Origin of the sequence: Vibrio sp. RM-41-2B, assembly GCF_024744415.1 — a bacterium.
Classification (GTDB): domain Bacteria; phylum Pseudomonadota; class Gammaproteobacteria; order Enterobacterales; family Vibrionaceae; genus Vibrio; species Vibrio diabolicus.
In genome coordinates, this window is the sequence record NZ_JAMQWD010000015.1 from 25,730 (window position 1) to 48,355 (window position 22,626).

General features: G+C 43.6%; 21 protein-coding genes. 8 read left to right on the forward strand and 13 right to left on the reverse strand.

Annotated elements, in window-relative coordinates; all coding sequences use genetic code 11:
- Nucleotide 1 precedes the first annotated feature (1 nt).
- Nucleotides 2–622, reverse strand: a complete 621-nt coding sequence (locus tag NB463_RS10385; RefSeq protein WP_176319417.1) for a DNA-J related domain-containing protein — start codon at nucleotides 620–622, stop codon at nucleotides 2–4.
- A 203-nt stretch (nucleotides 623–825) separates the two neighbouring features.
- Nucleotides 826–1,665 (reverse strand): isopenicillin N synthase family dioxygenase, encoded by an 840-nt coding sequence (locus NB463_RS10390; RefSeq protein WP_005376329.1) that lies wholly within the window; start codon nucleotides 1,663–1,665, stop codon nucleotides 826–828.
- A 242-nt stretch (nucleotides 1,666–1,907) separates the two neighbouring features.
- Here NB463_RS10390 and NB463_RS10395 point away from each other — a divergent pair, with 242 nt between their 5' ends.
- Nucleotides 1,908–2,504 (forward strand): DUF2238 domain-containing protein, encoded by a 597-nt coding sequence (locus NB463_RS10395; protein ID WP_005395495.1) that lies wholly within the window; start codon nucleotides 1,908–1,910, stop codon nucleotides 2,502–2,504.
- Here NB463_RS10395 and cutA read toward each other — a convergent pair.
- The 5 genes from cutA to NB463_RS10420 form a co-directional block, all read right to left on the reverse strand.
- A complete protein-coding gene (gene cutA / locus NB463_RS10400; protein ID WP_031780471.1) occupies nucleotides 2,466–2,798 on the reverse strand; it encodes a divalent-cation tolerance protein CutA in 333 nt (110 codons plus the stop codon). The two genes, NB463_RS10395 and cutA, sit on opposite strands and share 39 nt — an antisense overlap.
- Nucleotides 2,799–2,812: 14 nt before the next feature.
- Nucleotides 2,813–3,064, reverse strand: a complete 252-nt coding sequence (locus tag NB463_RS10405; protein WP_053349877.1) for a hypothetical protein — start codon at nucleotides 3,062–3,064, stop codon at nucleotides 2,813–2,815.
- Entirely contained in the window at nucleotides 3,048–4,757 is a 1,710-nt protein-coding gene (locus tag NB463_RS10410) for an SgrR family transcriptional regulator (protein ID WP_104970693.1), read from the reverse strand. Before NB463_RS10410 ends, NB463_RS10405 begins: the two co-directional genes overlap by 17 nt.
- Nucleotides 4,758–4,836: 79 nt before the next feature.
- Nucleotides 4,837–5,070: a DUF3389 domain-containing protein gene (locus NB463_RS10415; RefSeq protein WP_104970692.1), complete on the reverse strand. Its 234-nt coding sequence runs from the start codon at nucleotides 5,068–5,070 to the stop codon at nucleotides 4,837–4,839.
- 6 nt (nucleotides 5,071–5,076) lie between these two features.
- On the reverse strand, nucleotides 5,077–5,511 hold the full coding sequence (locus tag NB463_RS10420; protein ID WP_104970691.1) for a hotdog fold thioesterase: 435 nt from the start codon (nucleotides 5,509–5,511) through the stop codon (nucleotides 5,077–5,079).
- 201 nt (nucleotides 5,512–5,712) lie between these two features.
- On the opposite strand from NB463_RS10420, the gene NB463_RS10425 reads away from it, so the two are divergent.
- Nucleotides 5,713–6,501, forward strand: a complete 789-nt coding sequence (locus NB463_RS10425; protein ID WP_104970690.1) for a M48 family metallopeptidase — start codon at nucleotides 5,713–5,715, stop codon at nucleotides 6,499–6,501.
- A gap of 73 nt (nucleotides 6,502–6,574) precedes the next feature.
- Here NB463_RS10425 and NB463_RS10430 read toward each other — a convergent pair whose 3' ends face one another.
- On the reverse strand, nucleotides 6,575–7,603 hold the full coding sequence (locus tag NB463_RS10430) for a site-2 protease family protein (RefSeq protein WP_258431221.1): 1,029 nt from the start codon (nucleotides 7,601–7,603) through the stop codon (nucleotides 6,575–6,577).
- Between the two features lie 423 nt (nucleotides 7,604–8,026).
- Here NB463_RS10430 and NB463_RS10435 point away from each other — a divergent pair, with 423 nt between their 5' ends.
- The 4 genes from NB463_RS10435 to NB463_RS10450 all read left to right on the forward strand — a co-directional run bounded on the left by NB463_RS10435 (nucleotide 8,027) and on the right by NB463_RS10450 (nucleotide 12,891).
- Nucleotides 8,027–9,271 (forward strand): outer membrane protein transport protein, encoded by a 1,245-nt coding sequence (locus tag NB463_RS10435; RefSeq protein ID WP_012842310.1) that lies wholly within the window; start codon nucleotides 8,027–8,029, stop codon nucleotides 9,269–9,271.
- A gap of 20 nt (nucleotides 9,272–9,291) precedes the next feature.
- A complete protein-coding gene (locus NB463_RS10440; protein ID WP_258431155.1) occupies nucleotides 9,292–11,700 on the forward strand; it encodes a VolA/Pla-1 family phospholipase in 2,409 nt (802 codons plus the stop codon).
- 134 nt (nucleotides 11,701–11,834) lie between these two features.
- A complete protein-coding gene (locus NB463_RS10445) occupies nucleotides 11,835–12,044 on the forward strand; it encodes a YgdI/YgdR family lipoprotein (protein WP_005395509.1) in 210 nt (69 codons plus the stop codon).
- 289 nt (nucleotides 12,045–12,333) lie between these two features.
- Nucleotides 12,334–12,891 carry an alkylphosphonate utilization protein gene (locus NB463_RS10450; protein ID WP_258431156.1) on the forward strand — a complete coding sequence of 186 codons (558 nt, stop codon included), beginning with the start codon at nucleotides 12,334–12,336 and terminating at the stop codon, nucleotides 12,889–12,891.
- A 191-nt stretch (nucleotides 12,892–13,082) separates the two neighbouring features.
- Here NB463_RS10450 and NB463_RS10455 read toward each other — a convergent pair whose 3' ends face one another.
- From NB463_RS10455 to NB463_RS10465, 3 genes are all read right to left on the reverse strand, one after another.
- Nucleotides 13,083–13,274: a hypothetical protein gene (locus tag NB463_RS10455; RefSeq protein ID WP_005376351.1), complete on the reverse strand. Its 192-nt coding sequence runs from the start codon at nucleotides 13,272–13,274 to the stop codon at nucleotides 13,083–13,085.
- Nucleotides 13,275–13,552: 278 nt separating this feature from the next.
- Nucleotides 13,553–14,572, reverse strand: coding sequence for a TerC family protein (locus NB463_RS10460; RefSeq protein WP_104970688.1), 1,020 nt, complete (start codon nucleotides 14,570–14,572; stop codon nucleotides 13,553–13,555).
- A gap of 624 nt (nucleotides 14,573–15,196) precedes the next feature.
- Nucleotides 15,197–16,939, reverse strand: a complete 1,743-nt coding sequence (locus tag NB463_RS10465) for a bifunctional metallophosphatase/5'-nucleotidase (RefSeq protein WP_182018552.1) — start codon at nucleotides 16,937–16,939, stop codon at nucleotides 15,197–15,199.
- A 271-nt stretch (nucleotides 16,940–17,210) separates the two neighbouring features.
- Here NB463_RS10465 and NB463_RS10470 point away from each other — a divergent pair, with 271 nt between their 5' ends.
- Nucleotides 17,211–18,845 carry an ATP-dependent endonuclease gene (locus NB463_RS10470; RefSeq protein ID WP_012842315.1) on the forward strand — a complete coding sequence of 545 codons (1,635 nt, stop codon included), beginning with the start codon at nucleotides 17,211–17,213 and terminating at the stop codon, nucleotides 18,843–18,845.
- 151 nt (nucleotides 18,846–18,996) lie between these two features.
- On the opposite strand, the gene NB463_RS10475 is transcribed toward NB463_RS10470, so the two are convergent.
- Together NB463_RS10475 and NB463_RS10480 are read right to left on the reverse strand one after the other, a co-directional pair.
- A complete protein-coding gene (locus NB463_RS10475; RefSeq protein ID WP_005395520.1) occupies nucleotides 18,997–19,479 on the reverse strand; it encodes a DUF1097 domain-containing protein in 483 nt (160 codons plus the stop codon).
- Nucleotides 19,480–19,914: 435 nt separating this feature from the next.
- Nucleotides 19,915–20,820, reverse strand: a complete 906-nt coding sequence (locus tag NB463_RS10480) for a LysR substrate-binding domain-containing protein (protein ID WP_005395522.1) — start codon at nucleotides 20,818–20,820, stop codon at nucleotides 19,915–19,917.
- Between the two features lie 303 nt (nucleotides 20,821–21,123).
- Here NB463_RS10480 and focA point away from each other — a divergent pair, with 303 nt between their 5' ends.
- Nucleotides 21,124–22,575: a formate transporter FocA gene (gene focA, locus NB463_RS10485; protein WP_012842317.1), complete on the forward strand. Its 1,452-nt coding sequence runs from the start codon at nucleotides 21,124–21,126 to the stop codon at nucleotides 22,573–22,575.
- The last annotated feature ends 51 nt before the right edge of the window (nucleotides 22,576–22,626 follow it).

The following is a 22,626-nucleotide window of genomic DNA, read 5'->3' on the forward strand; positions in this document are numbered from 1 at the left end:
ATCATTCGTTTCTCAGTACATTCCACGCTTCACAAAGAATTCTAAACCTTTCTGCATCACCATTCTCTCTATCTGGGTGCCAACGAAGCGCGAGTTTTCGCCACTGCTTTCTAATTTCTGCGGGTGTTGCATCAGGGTTAAGCTCAAACAGTGAGAGTGCTTTTGTTTTATCCACGCTGACTGTAGACGAACCACTAATGAATTTTTGATAAGTGGTCCAAAATTCATTCAACAATCGACGCACTTCATCTTCGTCCGCTTCGTAGTTACGCCAATCCAGATAATATTCACGCAAAGGGTCGTTAATATCAACGATATGCCTCGAAGCTTCTAACGAAGACATCAGCTGGATATTCATCGCTTCAACTTGCAGCCAGGCATCTGGGTAAAGTGTTTCTTGCAGTTGGTATAGCGCGTTCATGATTAAGAAATTTCGTTTGAATAAATCCTTATCAGGAGAATCATCCAATTTCGAAATGTAGCCCTGTTCACTCAACTTGCTTGCTAAGGTGTGAACTTTCCAATCGGAAGGCTGCTTTCTAAGAATTTCTAGCATTGGCCAAAGCAACGGGTTTTCTATTGCGTGAGTCTCAATACTACTGACCGTGCGTTGTCCTTCCATTCATCCTCTCTGTTTTTAATATTGAAGCATCACACTAATCTCAGAGAAAGCTGCTCATCTGTACTGGTAAAAATGCTTGCTGACGCGTGTTTCAGGCCCAATTTCTGTGGCACCGAATGAAGCGTGGGTATCATTTTGTACCATAAACAACAAAAGGCCAATAGTCATCAACCATCGGCCTTTGTAAGGATATCACGTAAAGGTTAAATAACCCCTAGTTCACGTAAACGTTCCATAAGGTAGCTATGTGCGGTGTAGCGCTCAGACAAAACCACTTCTGGCTTTGGATGCAAGAACAACGGCAATGAAATACGCGACTTTTCTTGACGGCCACCCGTTGGGTTGATTACACGGTGAGTCGTTGAAGGAAAGTAACCGCCCGACGCTTCTTGAAGCATATCACCAATGTTGATGATTAAGTTTCCGAAGTCACATGGTACATCTATCCAATCACCTTCTTTGCTCTTTACTTGCAGTCCAGGCTCATTAGCGGCTGGCAGAACCGTTAGCAGGTTAATGTCTTCATGCGCGGCAGCACGGATGGCGCCTGGCTCTTCTTCCCCTGTCATTGGTGGGTAGTGAAGAACGCGTAGTAATGTTTTGTCGCTGTTATTGATCATTTCTGACAACGCGATAGAAAACTTCTCTTGAACGTCCTTAGGTGCGTACGCTTCAACCCAGCCTAATAGCTCCTGAGCAAATGCATTCGCCCGCTCATAGTACTCTAAGATTTCAGCTTTAAGTTGCTCTGGGATCTGGCCCCAAGGGTAAACATGAAAGTACTCTTTGATGTCTTTCACTTTGTGCCCTTTCGCTACTTCAGACACAGAAGGTGGGAAGTAGCCATCTTGGGTGTCTACGTTAAAGTGAAAATCATTCTTTTGATCTGAACAGAAAAACTCATGCCAGTTTTTGTAAATTGACTCTACAAGCTCTTGTGGAATCGGGTGGTTTTTCAACACACCGAACCCTGTTTCGCGCAGAGAGGTAACGAACTGTTGAGCAGCATCGTCAGCAAGATAATCGACAGTTTCCAGTTTCATGGCTTTACTTCTTTTTTATTAGACTGAATCACGGATTCTATGGATGGGCATGTTGTAAATCAAACTTTAATGAAAAGTGCACGCGCAAACGTTTTAATGTTGAGCAGTTTGGCAATAAATCAACATTTTCAGTGATCAAAAACACCATCAAAATAACAATTGCACACCGTTCAATTAAGTGTAATCATTACTCAAGTCTATGGAGTCCCACTGTAAGATAAATTGAAGGATCAAGTAACTCTATGAAAAGCACCTCGACACTCTTAGGATTGACGATTTTTTATGCCATCGTGTTTTTATTTTCTGCGTTAGAACCTAACTCACGTGCCGTTTGGTTTGCAGAGATTATCCCAGCAATTGGTATTCTTGTTGCTATTTGGGCAATCTCGATTCGCTATCAATTCAGTAATACGGCTTACTTTTTAATGTTCATCTGGCTCTGTTTGCACACTATCGGAGCGAAATATACGTTTTCCGAAGTACCATTTGACTGGTTTAACGACATGATTGGTTCAGATAGAAACAACTTTGATCGCGTTGCGCACTTTTCGATTGGCCTTTATGCGTATCCGATAGCTGAATACTTGATACACAAGAACAAGTTCAACAAAACGTTCTCTTGCTGGTTTGCTTTGTTTGCGATCATGTCGCTTGCAGCAGGCTATGAGATTATCGAATGGTGGTATGCAGAATTGGCTGGTGGCGATGAAGGAATCGCCTTTCTGGGCTCGCAAGGTGACATATGGGACGCCCAGAAAGATATGTTGTGCGACACCGTTGGTGCAGCGTTGTCGCTGTTTTTAATGTCGGCTCAGCGTCGATTCTCTCAGCCACTCTAAATAAGGGTTAAACCCATCAACAATTGGAACCTGTACGATCTGTGCTACTTCATATTCGTGCAGGTTTTCTATTTTCTCTTCCACCAATTCATAGAGCTCTCGGCGAGTTTTGATCACCAGCAACCATTCGTTGTCAGTACAAATCTCCCCTTTCCACACATAGTGACTTTCAATAGGCATCGTTTGAATACACGCGGCTAATTGGGCATCTAGCAAACCTTTAATGATCTGATCTCGATTTTTTTCGTTGCTGGTTGTGCTTAACACCATGCAGTAGTCATGTTTTATACTCATTTTTTAGCCCTTCATTATTTCATTGTCACTTTGCCGCCAATCATTTTGTAAGCGGGCGTTCCTCTCACTAGGGTATCTCTTGCAAACTCTTGCCCGCAACTGGGACAGATGCATGGGGTTTGTGTGAAATCGTCAACAATGCGCTCTTTGAAGCACTTGACCAGTGCGCCTTTTCCGCCTTTACGGTACTTGAATAGTTGAGTTTTACACTTTGAGCAATAGATATCGACGGTTTTCGTCGGCTGTTTCTTATTCGGTTTCGCCATGATTATTTTCTATATCAGGTTTTACCCATACGTTATTAAAGTCAAACCAACCTAAGGCATTACACTTTGCATTTTGTAAGGCACCGCTGTGATCTTTATTGACACCCAACCAGCAGTGAAACATCGGAATCACCTGACAACTTTTTACCAACTGACGTCCTAACTCACGTGCAGGGAAGTCTGGATAAACACCAGCACGCCACTGATCAACGAGCTTAGCCCATTCGCTAAAATCGTAACCAGAACTGAATTTCTCAATATCACTGTAATCCAGAAGCCAGCCCGCTAACGCGTCATTTCGGTTCGTTGCAATGCCCATGGCTTTCACCCAAATATCCACTTCCTCCGGTGCGGGCGGTTGAGAATCATAACGAATAAACTCGACCTCTATACCGTGCGGTTTTAAGAGTGTCTTGATGGCCTTGGCAACTACTGGAAACATCGGATGCTTTTTCTGATACGCTACGGAAATCACCTTATCAGCCTGCGGTACGCTGCCCGCCTCTGCAGGCCTAAGGTCAATCCAACCTGGCTTAAGGCCAAAGGCTTGCAATACTCCCAGTTCCATCACTTTATCCTGAGGAACATGAGCATAAATTTGGTGACTGTTGAGAGTTTGTGATAGGAATTCTGCCCAGCGAGGGTCTTTTGCAATCCCGGTGTTTTTGTTTAGTAATAGGAATGTACAGCCAGGATCAAGCTCGACCTCATCAGATGAACCTTGTTTATCCATCTTTGGCTTAGACAAGCTTGGATAGACCATTGAAGAGTACGCTTCATCAATTACCCACACCTCAACTTGGTCCAGTAAGGGACGAAAGCCAAAGTAGCCATCAAAAGCAGTCAAAATGAGACGCTTATCATCATTCATTTTAACTTGGAACGGCCCAGTCCCTATTGGTTGTCTATCGAAGTTTTCTGAACGCAAAGCGCTTGGTAGCAAAATTTTTGCTTGCGACTCACTCAGCGCCAAAGGCAGGTAGCGATCAGGACGGACGAGTTCAATATCGACGGTCCATTCCTGTGGTGAAGATACCTTTTTTATATGAGAAAACAGGTTCAAGCTACTTAGTGCAAGCACACTTTCAAGTACACAACTGGTTGATAACGGTTCACCATTATGAAAACGCACCCCACGACGAAGATAAAAACGCCAGTGCGTATCAGAAATGGCTTCCCATGTGTGGGCTAAATCTGGCTGAAGTTGTTCATTTTCATCAAGGCGAGTTAGCCCGCTAAAAATTTGTCTGGCGATGTGCTGTTCAGAACGCCGCATCGGTTTCTGTGGGTTTAACATCGCCAATGGTCGATAATAAGGCAAACGTACCACCTGTTCGCCCTGTCGATGCTGAAGCCCTAAATAACCCTGAATAACCTGCGTTAATCGAGCCGCGTCGTTATCAAGCGCATCTAGAGCCTGGCCAATTTTCCCTTCGTCGAGATAACGTCTGGCGAGGTTTTCACTGACATCGCTACGGTTACGTTTGAAAACGAGTTTTGAGAGTTTTCCTCGACCCGCCGCTGGATGCCATTCAATCCAGCCCTCCTCTTCTAATTTATTGAGAACAATACGAGCATTACGACGTGTACAAAACAGCGCTTCGGTGATGTCTTCAAGCTGAACGTCCGTATCGTGACCGGAAAATTTTTCAAACAGTGTTTCGAACTGAACACGTAAACGAGGGCTACTCATAAAGAGGAAATTCTTATCTTATTGTTGATAAGCTAAGTTTCCTCATTTTTATCAAAAAGTGCAAACGTCACGCAGTAAATTATTGAATATCGATGCCAATTTCTCGTGCAAGATCGGCCAGTTGTTCCTCATTATCCAGCTTGATAGACCATTTACACTCTGCACCATGAGATAAAACAACGTTCGCTCCTCTACCCAGTAACTGGATAGAATCGGTTTGCGCTTGTAAAGTCACCATTGCGCTGCCGGAGAGCTTAATCACGATTTCACGCTGGGTAGCAATGATTTTTCCTAATGAAAACTCAACCACCATCTTACTTTATACCGACTTCGTTTTATGTTGCTTCACTGCGATAGTTAAGCGACTGGTACACACTAATCGGCCTCGTTCATCAGTTATGTCGATTTGCCACACTTGTGTTGAAACGCCAAGGTGTACGGGTTTTGCCGTACCAATCACATGACCACTTCGCATTGCACGTACATGGTTCGCGTTGATATCCAAACCGACACAGTAACTCCCCTCATCGACAGAGAAATTTGCAGCTAAAGAGCCTAATGTTTCTGCGAGCACAACAGAAGCGCCACCATGAAGCATTCGTAAAGGTTGATGAGTAAAGCTGCATACGGGCATGGTTGCTGTAAGGGAGTCGTCAGTGAAATCTGTATATTTAATTTGTAGGTGCTCGATCAGGGTATTTTTTGACGTGGCATTCAGAATCTCTATGCTTACGGGCTTTTTCCATATACTCATTGTTTTACTCTTAGTTTCACAAACTGGTTTGTTAGGTTGTAACGATGTGCTAGGAAGCTAGCATAGACGCTACTTGGGCATAACTTCAAGACGTAACATCTCACCTTCTTTATTAATCAGATGAATAACTTGATCCATGCATCATGTTACTATTTGGGTATATACTATTGCTTCAAAACAAAAAATTAAATGGAGCCTGTTATGAAGGTATGGATGAAAGCCTCTGCTCTTTTAACTATCGCGGGTTTAACAGCGTGTAGCGCATCACCGACGGGTCGCAACCAGATCCTGATGTTTTCAGATCAGGAAATGTCATCGCTTGGCGCTAAATCTTTCGAACAAATGAAGAAAGATATCCCAATCAGCAAAGATCGCAAAACGAATGCCTACGTTCAATGCGTTGCCAAACACATCACTGACACCATTCCCGCTCAATCTGGATTTAAAGACTGGGAAGTCGTTGTTTTTGATAGTGAACAAGTCAATGCGTTTGCTCTACCTGGTGGGAAGATCGGCGTTTACACCGGGCTTTTAGGTGTCGCGAAAAACCAAGATCAGTTGGCAACAGTCATTGGTCACGAAGTGGCTCACGTCCTTGCTGACCACAGTAATGAACGCCTTTCACAAAGCCAGTTAGCAAATGCGGGATTGTCTCTGGCAAACGTTGCTATAGGAGCTTCCGAGTACAAACAGTATCAGCAAATGACGATGGCGGCACTTGGTGTCGGTGTCCAATACGGTGTTATTTTACCATACGGTCGTACACAGGAATCCGAGGCTGATATTGTCGGGCTTGAGTTTATGGCAAAAGCAGGCTTCGACCCACGTCAAAGTGTCGATTTATGGAAAAATATGAGTGCTGCATCCGGTGGCTCTCAACCGCCTGAATTCTTCTCAACTCACCCATCGCACAGTACGCGTATTAAAGATTTACAAGCAACCATAAATAAGTTGCCTGCGTATAACGCGAAAGCGCCAAAATGTGGCTAAACTTCTGCTACCAGTGTCTATTTTTCGCAAAAAAGCTCCCTAGGGAGCTTTTTTAATGGGTATAAGGAATAGTTTAAGTACCCAGTATCTGTAGTGGCAAGCTCAACAGGCTATCTCCAAGGGTAGCAAAATACCAAATGATAGCGACAAAACCACCGACAGAAACCAAGTACCAAGCAAGTGAGAAGAGTTGTCCGTAACGGGTTAACGGCAATAAGTGACTATGATGTCGACCTCTCCATTCCATGACCACTTCTAGCATCCCCATTAACAATAAAAACCCAAGCAACGTCAGCCCGAAAGAATAGCTGATAAAAATACCCAACAAGGCAGCAGCTATACTGCCGACTAATCCAACCCAAGTGTTCATCGAGAAGGTAATGCTTTTGAGTACATGACCACCATCTAGTGGCAGAATGGGCAACAGATTAAACAGGTTTAGTAACGCGTTAAACACTGCTAGGCCAGCGAAGAGCACCTCTCCAGTCATCCAATAAAGCAAAGTAAACGCGATGCTAAGAACTAAACCAAAAAATGGTCCCATAATCGAGATAACCACATTTTGCCAGCGTGTGTTGATCTTTTCATCACTCAGCGCTAAACCGCCAAGAAATGGAATCAAATAGATGCCCTTTGTCTTCATTCCAAAGTACTTCATCGCTCTAATATGGCCATACTCATGGAAAACTAAACAGGCGATCAAAGCTAACGCGAACTCGATAGAAAATAGCCAAGAATACGCAGCAAGACTTGCAGATGCTAACGCCACTTTGATTACTTTCGCACTCTTGAGTGCTTTCATTCCAAGCGATACTAGCCCTATCACACTTAAACGCTTTTCTGTTGGCGGCTCAACTTCTGGTACTTGGCGTTCGATGTCTTTTTCATTTCGGCAACCTTCGCTAATAAGCTCATCGTTAATTGTGACCTTGTAACTCAATTCAAACGGTTGCCATGTTAATGAACACTCCAAATGGCATACCAGGACTTCCTCCCCTGCAGAGAGTCTAAACTGATGAAGACAAGTGTCTGCAACATTATCACTGGCATCTATTTGGGACACCAAGGTGTTATCCCAATATAACTGCTGCCAACCAGCCATCGATCCTTCGAGCCTTAACGAACGACCTAAAAATTCAACATTCAGTAATTCCAACACGATTCCTATTGCGTCTATTGAATAACAACAAAGCGAGGCGCGAATTATGCCTGCTAAGTACAGAAACGGCAAAGCCCGCTATCTCTTGGTTTGAATGCCATTTAACCATAAAGCCCGTAAAAAAATTCTGGTCGTACCATTCTCTTAAAAAATATAACGATAATACATGCCCTTACGAATCACCGTTTGACCTATGCATCATATTTAAAACGCAAAATACGTTCAAACTTTGACAAGTTATTAAACATACAATTAACATTACATTTACATCACAGTTGTATTTCACGTATTAACAACTGGTGTAAGTATCACACAACAATTACAAGGACTTCGGTCCAACACTATGACACCCTAGGAGGGTCAAGGATGAACAAGAAGCACTGCTCTCTGCTTACAATTTCGATATTGTTTGCGTGTAATGCCCATTCAGCGGGCTTCCAGGTAGCTGAGCATTCAGCATCTGGTCTTGGTCGAGCATTTTCAGGTGAAGGAGCGGTCGCAGACAATGCCAGCGTTCTTGCACGAAACCCAGCAGCGATGACGCTTTTCAAAGAAGCTCAATTCTCGGGCGCGTTATCTATCATCGATCCTGAAGTCGATGTGTATGACACGGTTAACAAAGAACATGCGAAAGATGTTGCCCCTTTACAAGTCGTGCCAGCGGGTTATTACATTAGTCCTATCAACGATAACTGGGCTTGGGGTATCGGTATGTTCACAACATACGGTGTTGCTACTGATTATCCAGATGATATTTCTGCAGGTGACATGGCGGGTGACACTTCCCTACTTTCAGTAAACATTAATCCCAATGTCGCTTACCGTATTAACGAGTCTTTCAGTGTGGGTGGCGGTATCAACCTAGTGTACGCGGAAGCGGAGCTGACTCGTCACAAAGGCGCACTCGCCCGTATTTTAGGTGGTAATAAGTCCGATAACCTTGTCGGCATGGAAGGCGAAACTTTTGCTTGGGGTTGGAATATTGGCGCTTTGTACGAGCTAAATGAAAACAACCGTTTTGGCTTTGGTTACCGTTCTAAAGTTGATCTAGATTTTGACGACGGTGAGTTTAGTAGTTACGACTCAGGCCGAGCTCCATCACCAAAAGTGGATGGCCGTTTAAAAATCTCTCTCCCTTCAATTATCGAATTATCGGCTTTCCATCAACTGAATGAACAATGGGCAGTACATTACGGCTGGCAACAGACCGATTGGAGCACATTTAAAGAACTGAAAGCGACGAGTCCTCAATGTAATGATGGAACTGCTGGTCAATGTTTCTACAAACCAGAGAAATACGAAGACAACAACCGTTATTCTATTGGTGCAACTTACACCCTCAATGCGGATTGGACATTCCGTGCAGGCTTTGCATACGACGAACAAGCAGGTGAAGCCACATTGAGCATCCCTGACAGTGACCGTTTTTGGTACAGCGCGGGCCTAACTTACGCAATGAATGAGAATTTAACTTTCGATGCAGGCTTTGCACTTGTTAAGAGTAAATCAGGCTCTTTCACCGAGACAAATGCTCAGGATGAAGAGATCAAGTTCGACTCTGAAGGTACTGCTTACATCAGCGCGGTACAGATGAACTACACCTTCAAATAATGGGATTACGGAGTAAACCAATGAAACACACGTTTAAATTATCAATGCTTTGTTCTGCAATCCTTCTTGCTGGTTGTGGTGACAATACATCAAGCTCTGGTACTTCCGACAAAGTTCAATTTGAAGATGAAGTCCAAGCACTGCTCGACCGTGGAACATCTATCAGCTTTACGCTTCAAGGGGCGAATGCGGATGTACCTGCGCCCTCTTACTTATTAATGGACACAACAGATGGCACGCTTGGTCTGCCAACTGACGGTGATGATGCCTTAACCAACCCTAGAGCCTCGATGAATACGATGGATGGATGGTCAACGTCTATGCCAATCGTTCTGAACTTTAAAGGCGATGGTTTTGCAACGGGTATGCTGCCGTCTGGTATTAAAGTCATCAAGATTAATCAACGTTTAACCGAGTGGGATGGTAAGTCTAATCCAATCGAAGACGTTCTCGTTCAGAACCAAGACTACGTTGTTCAAGCAAAAGGCAACTCTCTATATATCCAGTTCATGGATGCGCTTGATGAGTCAAGCGAGTACATTTTTGCAGTAACACAAGATGTTACTGACGTGAATGGTGAGCCAATCGGTACATCAGCCAGTTACGCGACAGGTAAATCGAAAGAAATCGTTTATGAAACTGGTGCTCTTGCTTCTATTCAAGCGGTGACACAAGCGGTAGAAGGCATTTTTGGTATCGCCAAAGTAAACCCTGACGACATCGTTTACTCCTCATGGTTCAGCACTCAGTCTGTAGGTGACACTTTGGCGGCGGTTAAAGGTGTAACGGCAACCGGTTTCTCAACGGGTGCAAATACACTAAACGCCGTTTACAAAAACGATGCGAACGAAGGTTCAGTAGATTTATCAACAGCCTACACAATGACACTTGGTGCAACCCAAGACTTTAGCACTGCGCTAGACGCTGACGATAACTTTAGTAAGTACGTTAGTGACCTAGACGCGGCAAAAACGGCAATTAAAGGCCTTTATGCGAAGTCAGGTTCCGATGTAAATGTGACTCAAGGTGTGGTCAGACTGCCTCATTATCTAGAAAAAGGGGCAAACTGGAACATGCAGCCAATGGTATCTGCGATGCCAAGCCTAGCGAAGCTAAGTGCAGCACTGGCGGATCCGAACGAGCAAGCGAACATGGTTCAGCAGCTATCAACTGGCGTTTTCGCAAATAACCCTGTTGACGTGACAAAGCTCGCAACCGATCCTACAGAGCAGCTAAAACTGGTGGGTGCTAAACTCACATTAAGCGATGGTACCCAACTCGACAGTGAACGTATTGTGACTCGCTACTCCCCAGTTCCAGTCGTTAAATCGGTAGAAGATGTCGAAGTACTGGTCTTCACACCTAAATCTGGCGTCGCGACCGACGTTGTGATTTATCAACACGGCATCACTTCAGCGAAAGAGAATGCGTACGCGTTCGCGTTCAATATGGTAAAAGCAGGTGTGGCTGTTATTGCTATTGACTTACCTATTCACGGTACGCGCAGCTTAGATGAACAACGTTCCGCAAATGCGAATGTACTGGCTTATCTAAATCTTTCCAACTTAGCCGTTGCGCGTGACAATCTACGTCAAAGTGTTCTGGATGTGTTAGGTTTGCGCGCTAGCTTGGTAGTATCGGCGCAAGGCGGTCTTTTAGCTGGAGGTCCTCTGCAAGGCTTCAACCCAATGACGGGTTCAAAAGTCAAAATGCTAGGTCATTCACTTGGCGGTATTGTAGCTACATCTGCCGTCGCAGCAGCAAACAATACATTGGGCAGCCCTACTGCGGATGCGCTGTACACCTTTAGCTCTGCATCAGTACAGAACTCTGGTGGACAAATTGGTAATTTGTTACTAGGTTCAGACAATTACGGTCCTCAGATCAAACATAACCTCGCTTATGCAGCATCAAAAGACTATGCGAATTACGCTGATGCATCATGTGCGGATCTAGAAGATAAAACATGTTACGAAGCATTTGAGGCTGCGGCAACGGAAGCTCAAGTAGCAGCGCTAGAAGCTGGTTTCTCACAATTTATCTATGCAGCACAAACAACGCTAGATACAGTCGACCCGTTCACAAACGCCTCAGATTTGGTCGCTTCTGGTTCACTAACGACACCATTCTTGATGACCGAGGTTGAGGGTGATAGCACAGTGCCAAACAGCGTTCCAAATGCACCATTCGCGGGTACTGAACCGCTTGCTAATAAGCTAGGGTTGAAGACTGTGAACAGTACGGACACTACTGTGAATGCAACTGCGAGCTTTGTACAGTTTAATGCTGCTGCATCGCACAGTACTTTTGCTTCGCCAAATGGCACTCTGTCTGATATTGACCATCACGTTGAGATGCAAATGGAAAACACAGACTTCTTAATGGATGACACTTTAACGAGTGTGACTAATACTTCCGTTCTGAAGTAATCGTATTACCTCTCTTACCAAAGCCCAGTTTCGACTGGGCTTTTTCGTTCTCTATCATAAAAACCGTCCCGTATATCCTTTGCTATAGTTAAATCGGTGCCGTACCTAACTTACTTGTTTGAAAGGAAAACTCTATGCGCATATTCACTATAGTGGCCACTGCTTTACTTCTTGCTGCATGCGGAAGTAGCCAATATCTTATGTCGACAAATGAAGGGAAAATTATTACTTCTTACGGAAAACCAGACCTTAACGAAGAAACGGGTATGTACGAGTATGAAGACATGGATGGGAAAGAAATGAGCATTTCAAAAGATCAAATTGTGCAGATTATTGAACGCTAGCAATATGCCCTCTATGTATTTAGAGGGCTCTCCCCATACTTCTGAGCGCAGTTAATACTCACAACGAACCTCTAACTTCCTCAAGAAATGAAGCAACCAATTCATCACCCAAAACAATCAATGCGTTTTCTTATATACAGGTATTATTTGTTTAGCGAATATTTTACATCTTCACCCTAATCAGGTTGGAATATTGTAAAATCTCGGCTTTAATTCGCTAACACCCTTTTATTTCTCAGGATAAAGTGGATAATACCGCCACAAAATAACATTACTAAGGTGAGTCCTTATGTCTATTGAAGCTACTCTGCTTGCGCGCTGCGAGTCAAAATGTGAACTGTGTTCTTCTGAATCTCAACTAACAGCATACGCTGTCCCACCTCACGGTAACGTGACCGTTGATACTGCTATCATGGTTTGTGATAAGTGTCTGGGTGAGATCGATGAGCCAAAAGACATTAACCACTGGCGTTGTCTAAACGAAAGCATGTGGAGCCAGGTTCCTGCAGTACAAGTGACAGCATGGCGCCAACTCACTCGCCTAAACTCTGAAAGCTGGGCTCAAGATGCTCTTGACATGATGTACATGGATGAAGAGCAAATGAACTGGGCGATGAAGGGTATGTCTGATGATGACAAAACGCTGGATTGCAACGGCACTGAACTTAAGAAAGGTGACGATGTAACGGTAATCAAAGACCTACCAGTTAAAGGCACTAACCAAGTAATCAAACAAGGCACAGTGATCCGTGGCATCAGCCTTGGTGATGATCCGAAACTAGTTTCGGGCAAGGCAAATGGCGGTCAGTCAATGTACGTGATCGCAGAATACTGCCGTAAGAAGTAATATCGTATTACTCTACAAGTCAAAACGGGGCACTATTGGTGCCCCGTTTTCATTTCTAATGAACACCAATTTGGAATAAGCTCCTCTACTCCGGTATTGACTCTGTATAGAGTTCTAGCTCCGTTATTCGCGTTTGAGCAGCTAAAAAAATACCGGCTTATAAGCCGGTATTTTCATTCATTATTTCAAGATTAACGGTACATACCGATATCTTTTTGAATGTGAGCTGACAAATCTTCCGCATAGTAACTGCGTGGTGCAGTATTATCTACGAATAGAATGTCTAGTAAGTGAGCAATCAGTCCTTTGAAGTTAACCGCGTAGGTTTTCTTATCCATAGAGGTTGGTAAAGCTACATTTGTCATTTGCATTGCTTGTGCCATGATTGCCTCTCTTTAAAGCAGTAGTCTGTTTTGTTGGTTGTATATTAGTCAGTTTCTTATTGTTTAAGAAATGACAAATTTTACCCATTCGGATTAGATTATCTAATAAAACAAGTCCATTACAAACATCGAAAATACAAATGAATAATAACAGCATAAATAGTCATAAACTGTCTAATTATGTTGAATAACTTAACGTTACCTGCATAAAGTCATCACGACTAACAACATATTTTTAACATTAAGTTTCGTTATTTATTTTATTTTTAGCGCTTTACTTATATTTTTTGATTAGTAATTTTAACGCTAGAGCGACTGTTCGACTTATTTTTGAGGAGCGATGCCACAACCGCTGATGTCATCACAACGATTAAGAATGTGAGTGACCACGTTGTCGGAATCTCATACTCTGTTCCCACCAATAACATCTTTACACCGATAAACATCATGATCACCGATAATGCTGGTTTTAAGTACACAAACTTGTCTAACATCGCTTGCAGAACAAAGTACAAAGATCGCAAACCCAACAGTGCAAACACGTTCGCGGCTAAGACTAAAAATGGCTCTCGTGTTACCGCGAATATGGCAGGTATAGAATCCAGTGCAAACATTACGTCCATCACTGCAATTACACCGACTACGATCAGCATTGGTGTTGCCACCCACTTACCAGCTTGCTTTAAGATTAAGTGATTTCCTTGGTAATCATCCGTAACTGGCAATATTCTGCGAATAAACTGCTCAGGGTATGGGTTAACCTCTTCTGCTTCACCTTTGTCGCGAGCAAGCTTAATACCTGTCCAAATAAGGAATGCGGCAAAGAGGTACAACACCCAGTGGTACTGCGCAAGTAACTGAGCACCAACCGCAATCATGATAGCCCGTAGAACTAACGCACCAATCACGCCCCAAAGCAGCGCTCGCGGACGCAAATGCTCCGGCACACTGTATTGTGCAAAGATGATGGCAAACACAAACAAGTTATCCACGCTTAGCGACTTCTCTAGTAAGTAGCCTGTTAAGAATGAAACCGTTGCTTTATCGTTCGTATAAGAGCTGTGCGGTGCGTAAAAGTCCCAGAATAAATAGATAGAACCTGCAAAAACAAAGGCAAGTAAGAACCAAAAAACACTCCAAAGGATGGCTTTTTTCATTGTTATAACGCCACCACGCGTTTGATAGATATCAAGCGCAACAAGAGCAAGTGTAAAAAGACCAAAAGCGCCATACATCGCTAATGACTCTTGAAGTGGTGCCGATTGGCTCAATTGGGTGGTACTTTCGATAAGAGACATGCTTCCTCCCATGGCGGAAGGACATGAGTTTGGTGACCTTCCGCAGACAATAACAACAAGCAGTCACATAGTAATCATGTGCTGCCAGTCAATGAATGCGTTGGTCTCGTTGAAGTGTCGGCGTGGATGAATCACGCAACACCTTTACTTACCGGATAAGCTGATGCTTAACGAGATGACGATAAGTAAACTTGCGCTAACTACTCCCCAAACGCCGCAATGATAACGCCGAATGTAACGCTTTCCAACAAAAAAGCTTTGTCCAATCGAAATAAAATTCTTATTAAAAATCAGAAAGAAATAAAAAAACAAAGGAATTGGTTCAACCACGTGAACTTTTGTTAGATGTAAAGATCAGCAAGTGACTCAAGGTGATACATTTAAGAGTCGGAGCGATGTCTCTGAGAACATAGACACAAAAAAAGGAGCATAACTGCTCCTTTCCTAACTTCCGTGTTATTAGCAATTCAAAAGCCGCTCAAAGGTACAAAGTAAACTAACGTTGACCAAATTGCGACCCAAGCAACCACCACTGCCGTATCTGTCCAATCTTTATTCCACATACTGCCACCCTCATCATCGCATGTAGCAATTGAAAGACAGCAAAATCGATACCAATATCTACTACCTGTGTTGCTGTGTATAAAGTTTGTGACTTTGATTCAAGCAGTTTGGCTCATCGGTCAGAAGTTCAATAAAACAGTCTGCCATGGATAAGTTGGTTACACGCCCCTCGCCTTTCATCTCCAGTAGCGCATCGTAACCTTCTTTCCCTTTCATGGTATAAGCGGAGGAAGTGCCTCGATACCAGGTGTCGTCTTGAACGTCGACCCATTGTTGACCATCAAAAATTGCTAATGACTGAATTCTTTCACCTTTAGGGGCATCAGCTCGGTACTCAAAGTTTAAATTGTAAGTGTATGGATAACTGCCAGAGCCAGTACCTTCCACATCATTGTTGAGTGCATTGTTTATGGCGCCTTCAAGTGCTCGACGAATAGCACTGCCTTTTACGTCGTAAAAGCCGATCGGAACGGCAAAAGGCAACAACCGTCCGGCAATATCTGCCACTGTGATGTTGCCAGGATTCAATGATGTTCGCACGCCCCCCGCATTATGAATCGCAAATTGAACTTCATGCCCGCGTTTATTTAGGCTGTACAAAAATGAACGAGCAACAGAAGAAGCCAGCTCGCTCTCACCAAACTCATCTGGGATTCGCACATGACGCTTTTTGGTGTCAATACTAGCAATGACTTGTGACTGTAACTGTCTTACCCGAGGGATGTATTTATCACTTAGGATCGCTTGAGTCTCTGGGTGTTTCTTACAGACCACCACATTTGGTTGACCATGGATAAAGTCACACGCGGTTTCGAATACGCCTTGGTCAAGCTGTTGATTTAGTGTCGAGTCCCAAAAAATACGTCGGCCAAGTAACAGTTCATTTTGACCACTCAGCATGGTTGCTTTGCCGTTTTCATCAAATTCAATGACGCAGTGCCCCATAGTCAAAGCATGAAAGCCCGCTTGCACAACATAGGTATCTTTTACTTTGACACCATAAGGGTCATCTTGCCCTAAACCTATTGATGAGAAATCGCCTTGCAGTCGGTGGCTATGTCCACCAACAATAATACCAATCCCCTCAACTTGTTCAGCCAACTCTAAATCACCTTCATAACCTAAGTGGCTCAGAAGAATGATATTTTTAATACCAGAGGAGTGAATTTGTTTTACGGTCGCCTTAGCGGTTTCAATTGCAGACTTAAATGGCGTATCTACATCTGGGTTCGCGATATCGCTCATTTTATCAATGGATAATCCGAAAATCGCAACCTGCTCACCATGAAACTCTTTGACGATGTATTGTGCGCTTTGTGTCTCCGTTTGATAGCTATACACATTGTTGCTATCGCTGACTCGGTGAGGCTTTTGAAGCGATTCATTTGATAGATCCCAGTTACCAGCAAGCAATGGAAACTGAGTGCGTTGACAGAATAAGGCAACAGGTTCATTACCCATATCCAGTTCATGGTTGCCTAACGCCATCGCATCAATCTTTAACGCATTCAACAAATCGGCGTTGGCTTTACCTTTAAATAATGAGAAATAAAGTGTGCCTTGGAAACAGTCTCCAGCATGGAGAAATAACATCCCATGCCCTTGACGTTGCGCGTCGTCTCGTAGCTGCTCTACTCGGGTTGCGATGCGAGAAAACCCGCCAGCACTCACGTATGGCTCTAGCGTGAGTTCTTTGTTGATCTTAAGCTTTAACTGTAATGACGTTGGCTCAAAGTAGGAATGTGTGTCATTGATGTGTGCCAGTTTGATTCTCACTGGCTTATGATTGTTATTCATCTTCATCTTCTCTCTTTTCATTCCTTATAATAATAAGAAGTGAATCATGACAGAATCATGAATTTTATGAAACTGTGATTTTTTGATTTCATGTTTAAGTGATCACGATGCTATCTACACTACTTTTGAAAGCAAGCGTCGCTTGTTGCGGTCTCTATTCAGTAAGGGGCTCTCGTAATTTTGTGAACTGAGCTTAACTCCAATATTTCGAATTAATATATGCTTAGGAGTAGCAAAATAACTCTCTATAATTCAAATAATTGCAAGGAGGATTGAGATGAGACTAGAACGCATCGAAATCTCCGGGTTTAGAGGCATCAAACGCCTTTCACTCTCTTTTGACGAACTCACTACGCTCATCGGTGAGAACACGTGGGGCAAATCATCATTGCTCGATGCCCTTTCTATCGCGCTACCTGCTAATGGCTCATTATATCAATTCGAACTAAAAGATTTTCACGTTGATTACTCAATTTCTCATCCACAAACCCAACACTTGCAGATCATTGTTTGCTTTAAAGCACAAGACAAGAACGAAGTAAAAGCTGGGCGTTATCGACGGATAAAACCTGCATGGTGCACAAACGAAGATGGTGAGCAGGTCATTTACTATCGAATTAGTGCGTCTCGCGACGAGTATGATATTAAAACTGAATACGCATTTTTGGATCATAACGGTAAGCCGAAGAAACTGCACCACTCTGAAAAACTCGCCGTAGAGTTGATGACTCTTCACCCTGTTATCCGCCTACGAGACTCCCGACGCTTCCCAGATTTAAACCACGTCAACGGCGACAGCAAAAATGCTCGGATTGAAAAACGAATCAACAACACCTGCCGACGGCTATTGGCGATGCCTGGGCACGTAAACAAGGGTGAGATTCGCAGTAGTCTCGATTCAATGCAAACACTTGTCGAACACTATTTTGCGTTCCGCAGCGTCAGCAAAGGTAACCCACGAAAACCTCGTGATGGTCTTTTTTATACGAGCCCTTCCTCTGATAAAGGATTAAGTCAATTCCTTAAGGAAACAAATGATAAACAAAGCCGTTTGCTTTTAATGGGGCTTCTCAATGCTTACCTTCAAGCAAAAGGCCCTACCGATTTAAGACGCTGCGCAAGACCGATACTGATCATCGAGGACCCTGAAGGCCGACTACACCCAACTCATCTCGCTAGAGCGTGGTCATTATTGCAGTTGTTGCCAATGCAAAAGATTTTAACTACCAACAGCGGTACGTTACTTGGCTCGGTTCCACTTTATTCAATCCGACGTTTGATTCGCTTGTCAGACCGAACCATTGCCAAGAGCTTAAACTCTGCCAAGTTTGGTAGAGATGAGTTACGCCGAATTGGTTTCCACATTCGTTTTCATCGCTCAGGGGCGTTGTTTGCACGGTGTTGGTTACTCGTAGAGGGCGAAACTGAAGTTTGGTTATTTCATGAATTGGCTCGTCAATGCGGATATGACTTAGCGGCGGAAGGAGTTCAAATCGTTGAATTTGCACAGTCAGGACTAAAGTCACTGATCAAAGTAGCAAAAGAGTTCGGTATCGACTGGCATGTTGTTACCGATGGTGACCCGGCAGGTAAAAAGTACGCGCATGCCGTGAGAGCGCAACTCGATCATGATCAGGAAAGGCATAGACTTACAGAGTTACCTGATCGAGATATCGAACATTTTCTATACAATCATGGATTTGAACTTTTCTTTAAGGACATCATCAAAGTTCCTCATGATCACCCTATCCCAGCTAAAAAAGTCGTAAACCGTGTTTTGAAAAAGCATGCAAAACCGGACTTAGCTTTGGCCATTGTCTCTCACTGTGAAGAGAGAGGTATGGAATGCATTCCTGTACTTCTGCGTTGGACACTTAAACGCGTTGTCACCATGGCAAACGGTAATACATGAGTTAGAGTATTTCACACTCACACCTTGCCTTGTAATACAAAAAAAGCACACCAAATTGGTGTGCTTGTATCAAACATCATTAATTTTGATTAAAGGTATTGAGAGGGATAAAACTCAATACACAGTGGATACAAATAAGATCGGGGGTTCACTACTGTGCTTGCTCAGCAAGCGTAGAAGAAGTAGTGCTTGATTTCGTATGCAACCAAAGTCCAGTCGCTTTCATTAGATAACCAAACACACCACCTAGCAGCAAAGATGGAATGACAAGTTGCCAGTTTCCATCAGCGGCAAATGTTGCGCAGGAACCAATAAAAGTGCCTGGAATGTACGCGAGCCAAGCCTGTTTCGCTTGAATACACATGAAAAATGCCACAATAGCGGTAATCACATAACCGATAATTTCCAAACCAACGTAAGTTGAACCGTGGATAATTACCATTGCCCAGAATACACCCGTCATATTAGTGATTAAGCTGATACCAAGTCCTTTCAATCCGCTAGTTGGCGCAGCAAAGTAGCTCGTGCAACCTAAAAAACCAGCCCAAGAAAGCAAACCTAAAGAAATGGCGATCCAACCCCATACGCCAGATAAAATTCCAGTAGTGATAGAGATAGCTAAAAGTGTCGTCATGGTAGTCGTACCTGCTTGGCTATTATCGTACCCATATGGCTCAATAACTGCCTTCATACATTGAAATCAAGGACACATGTTAGATACATCAGTCTTGTTTATCGGTGATAGTGATCACAATAAGGCTATAACAATTTCATGACTTGCACTAAAAGTTTGACGCAACCGATAAATCAACAGATTTAGGGAATGAGTATTTCTAGTGCTAGGTAAAAAAGGATGTGTGTTGGATAGTTCCAATAGGTCACTCCAGCAAGCTTTAACGAGACTAGGAAGCTAATATCGGCGTGCAGAATCATGGATCACCAAGTGAGTGCATAAAAGCTCCTGAATCACGCTTGTTCTTCGAAGTTCAGTATACTGTACATAGAAATATGCCACTCCCAATTAAGCGAGTGGCATTGCTGTACTTCTAGAGCTTATTTGAGTGGTAACTTACAATACCGAAGGCTTACCTTTCATCATTCGCAGACCTTCTCGTTTAATGCAGTCGACTAGTGGGTTTTCTGCCATATCAGCTCGCCATATAAATGACAGTGTCCTTTCCATTTTTAGCTCGGGCACATTTAACGCAACAAGATGACCCGCTTCTATATATCGCTCTACATCTAAATACGGTAAACAAGTAAGGTACTGGCCGTTAGCAACTAAGCTGCGTAACACCGGAACGTGCTCGTACTCTCGCCACACATCCAAATCTTCAATTAGATGATGAATAGAGCTATCAAATGTTTTTCGTGTGCCAGAGCCATGCTCTCTCAACACCCACTTCGCTTGTTCTAACTGCGCGAGGCTTACAGATTGATTGCGAGCAAAAGGATGATGAGATGCAGCGACAACAGTAAGATGGTCTCGGCACCAGACTTCTTGGTGCAAACGGTTATCGTCACAACGCCCCTCGATGATCCCTAAATCATATTTATAATCTAATACGCCATCAATAACCCCTTTTGTACTCTGCACACCAAGGGAAATACGCATTTCTGGAAAGTCATTATCAATGATACTGATAAGGTCTGGAACCAGATGCTCTGCCGGAGTTTGACTCGCGCCCATGCGAATCTCACCGCTTAACAAATGTTGCTCATAAAAGCCCATTTCAATCTGCAGTGCGTCTTGTAATAAGCGTTTTGCTTTTGGTCGTAACCACATACCCCAATGGGTTAACGCCATTTGCTTGCCTTGCCTCTCAAATAAAGGCCTGCCAAGCATTTTTTCTAATTGCGCAAGCGACATACTTGTCGCTGATTGTGTCAAAGCCAGTTTCTCTGCGGCCTGGCTTACACTGCCGGTATCTGCAACTGCGTCAAAAACCGCTAATTGCTTAAGTGAGTAGCGCAAAGTGTCCTCCATTATTGGTGAGTATTTTCATACCCTCACAATCGTTAAAAACATGCCCCAATAAGCAATAGAGTTCATTTTACCTAGCCGCATAAAGTTATCAATTAATTTGATGAGGTTTCTAAATATTATCAATTTTACCTACCAAACCCTTCTCCTTATTCTGACTGTGCGGTTCGGGAACACCGCAAGCCTCAATGACTTTGAGACTGAAGTCATTGAGGCTTCTAAATAAAAACAACAATTTCATTTTTGAGTTAATAACCAAGGAATTTTTATGCGATTACAAATTAAGGAGTCAATATGGCGGTGACCAGCTCTCAAAATCACCAGTACTTTTCTCCAAAAGAAATGATGGCTGAAGCGGAAAAATTTGCGTTAAGTAAAGCAAACAAAACCAGCAGTATGACACTGAGTCTTGCCATCATGGCGGGCGCGTTCATTGGATTGGCGTTCTTGTTTTACATCACGGTGACTACTGGCAGCGCTGGCGCTGGTTGGGGCTTAAGCCGTCTTGCTGGCGGATTAGCATTTAGTATGGGCTTGATCCTCATCGTGATCTGCGGCGGTGAACTATTTACCAGCTCAGTTCTTTCCAGTATCTCATGGGCCAATAAGCAAATCTCGTTCGGAAAAATGCTTTCTATTTGGGGCAAGGTTTACGTTGGCAACTTCATTGGTGCGATGTTCCTACTTGCGCTAGTTACTGCAGCTGGTCTTTATCAAATGGATAGCGGTCAATGGGGGTTAAATGCGCTTAACATCGCGCAGCACAAGCTTCATCACACTCTCATTCAGGCGTTTGCGCTCGGCATCCTTTGTAACCTATTGGTCTGCCTCGCGATTTGGTTAACGTTTAGCTCTGCAAATGCAATGACAAAAGCAGCAATGACAATCATGCCTGTGGCCATGTTTGTCAGCAGTGGCTTTGAACACTGTGTCGCGAACATGTTTATGGTTCCACTTGGCATTGTTATCGCGAATTTTGCACCTGAGTCTTTTTGGGCCTCCGTCGGTGTGCCCGCTTCACAGTACGCAGACTTAAATATTGGCCACTTTATTACCGCTAACTTAATTCCTGTCACGCTTGGCAACATCGTCGGCGGAGCGGTTTTAGTTGGTCTTGCAAACTGGTGTATTTTTCGCCGACCAGAACTAAAAGCAGCGAATATATCTTCTATCACAACGACTACAACACTCTCGTCAGTTAAGGATTTCACCATGAAAAACGCATCTTTTGTTAAAGACATTATGAACCCAAAACCAGTTACCATCAGTGCAGAAACACCGATAGCAATCGCACTGGATGTGCTACTTGACAACAACGTAACTAGCGCACCTGTTGTAGACGTACAAAATCGATTGGTTGGTTTCTTCTCTGCTCACGATGTGATGGTAGAACTATGGTGTGAGGACTACATTCCGGTGAAAGACCAAAAAGTCGTCGACATCATGAGCCGCGATGTGGTCGCAATTGATGCCGGTGATCGTCTCGTTGATGTTGTCGAATTCCTATGTATCGATAAAGAGCAGTTGTACCCAACGAGCAGCATGGGCATCGCCACTCGCATGACGTCTCTATCTTTAGAAGAACGCGCAAAAAGCATCAAAGTGAGCAAGCCACAAGTACTTCCTGTACTTGAAAATGGCCAGATGGTCGGTGTTGTTACTCGTACTGAAGTATTAAAAGCACTACGCCCGATTTTTGGTGAGCGTTTAAACCTAGTAGAAAAAAACGAGTTAGAAACAGCGTAATTCATTAAACGCTTGCAACGTCTGTTGGCTTTCAATCGCTGTCACTGACTG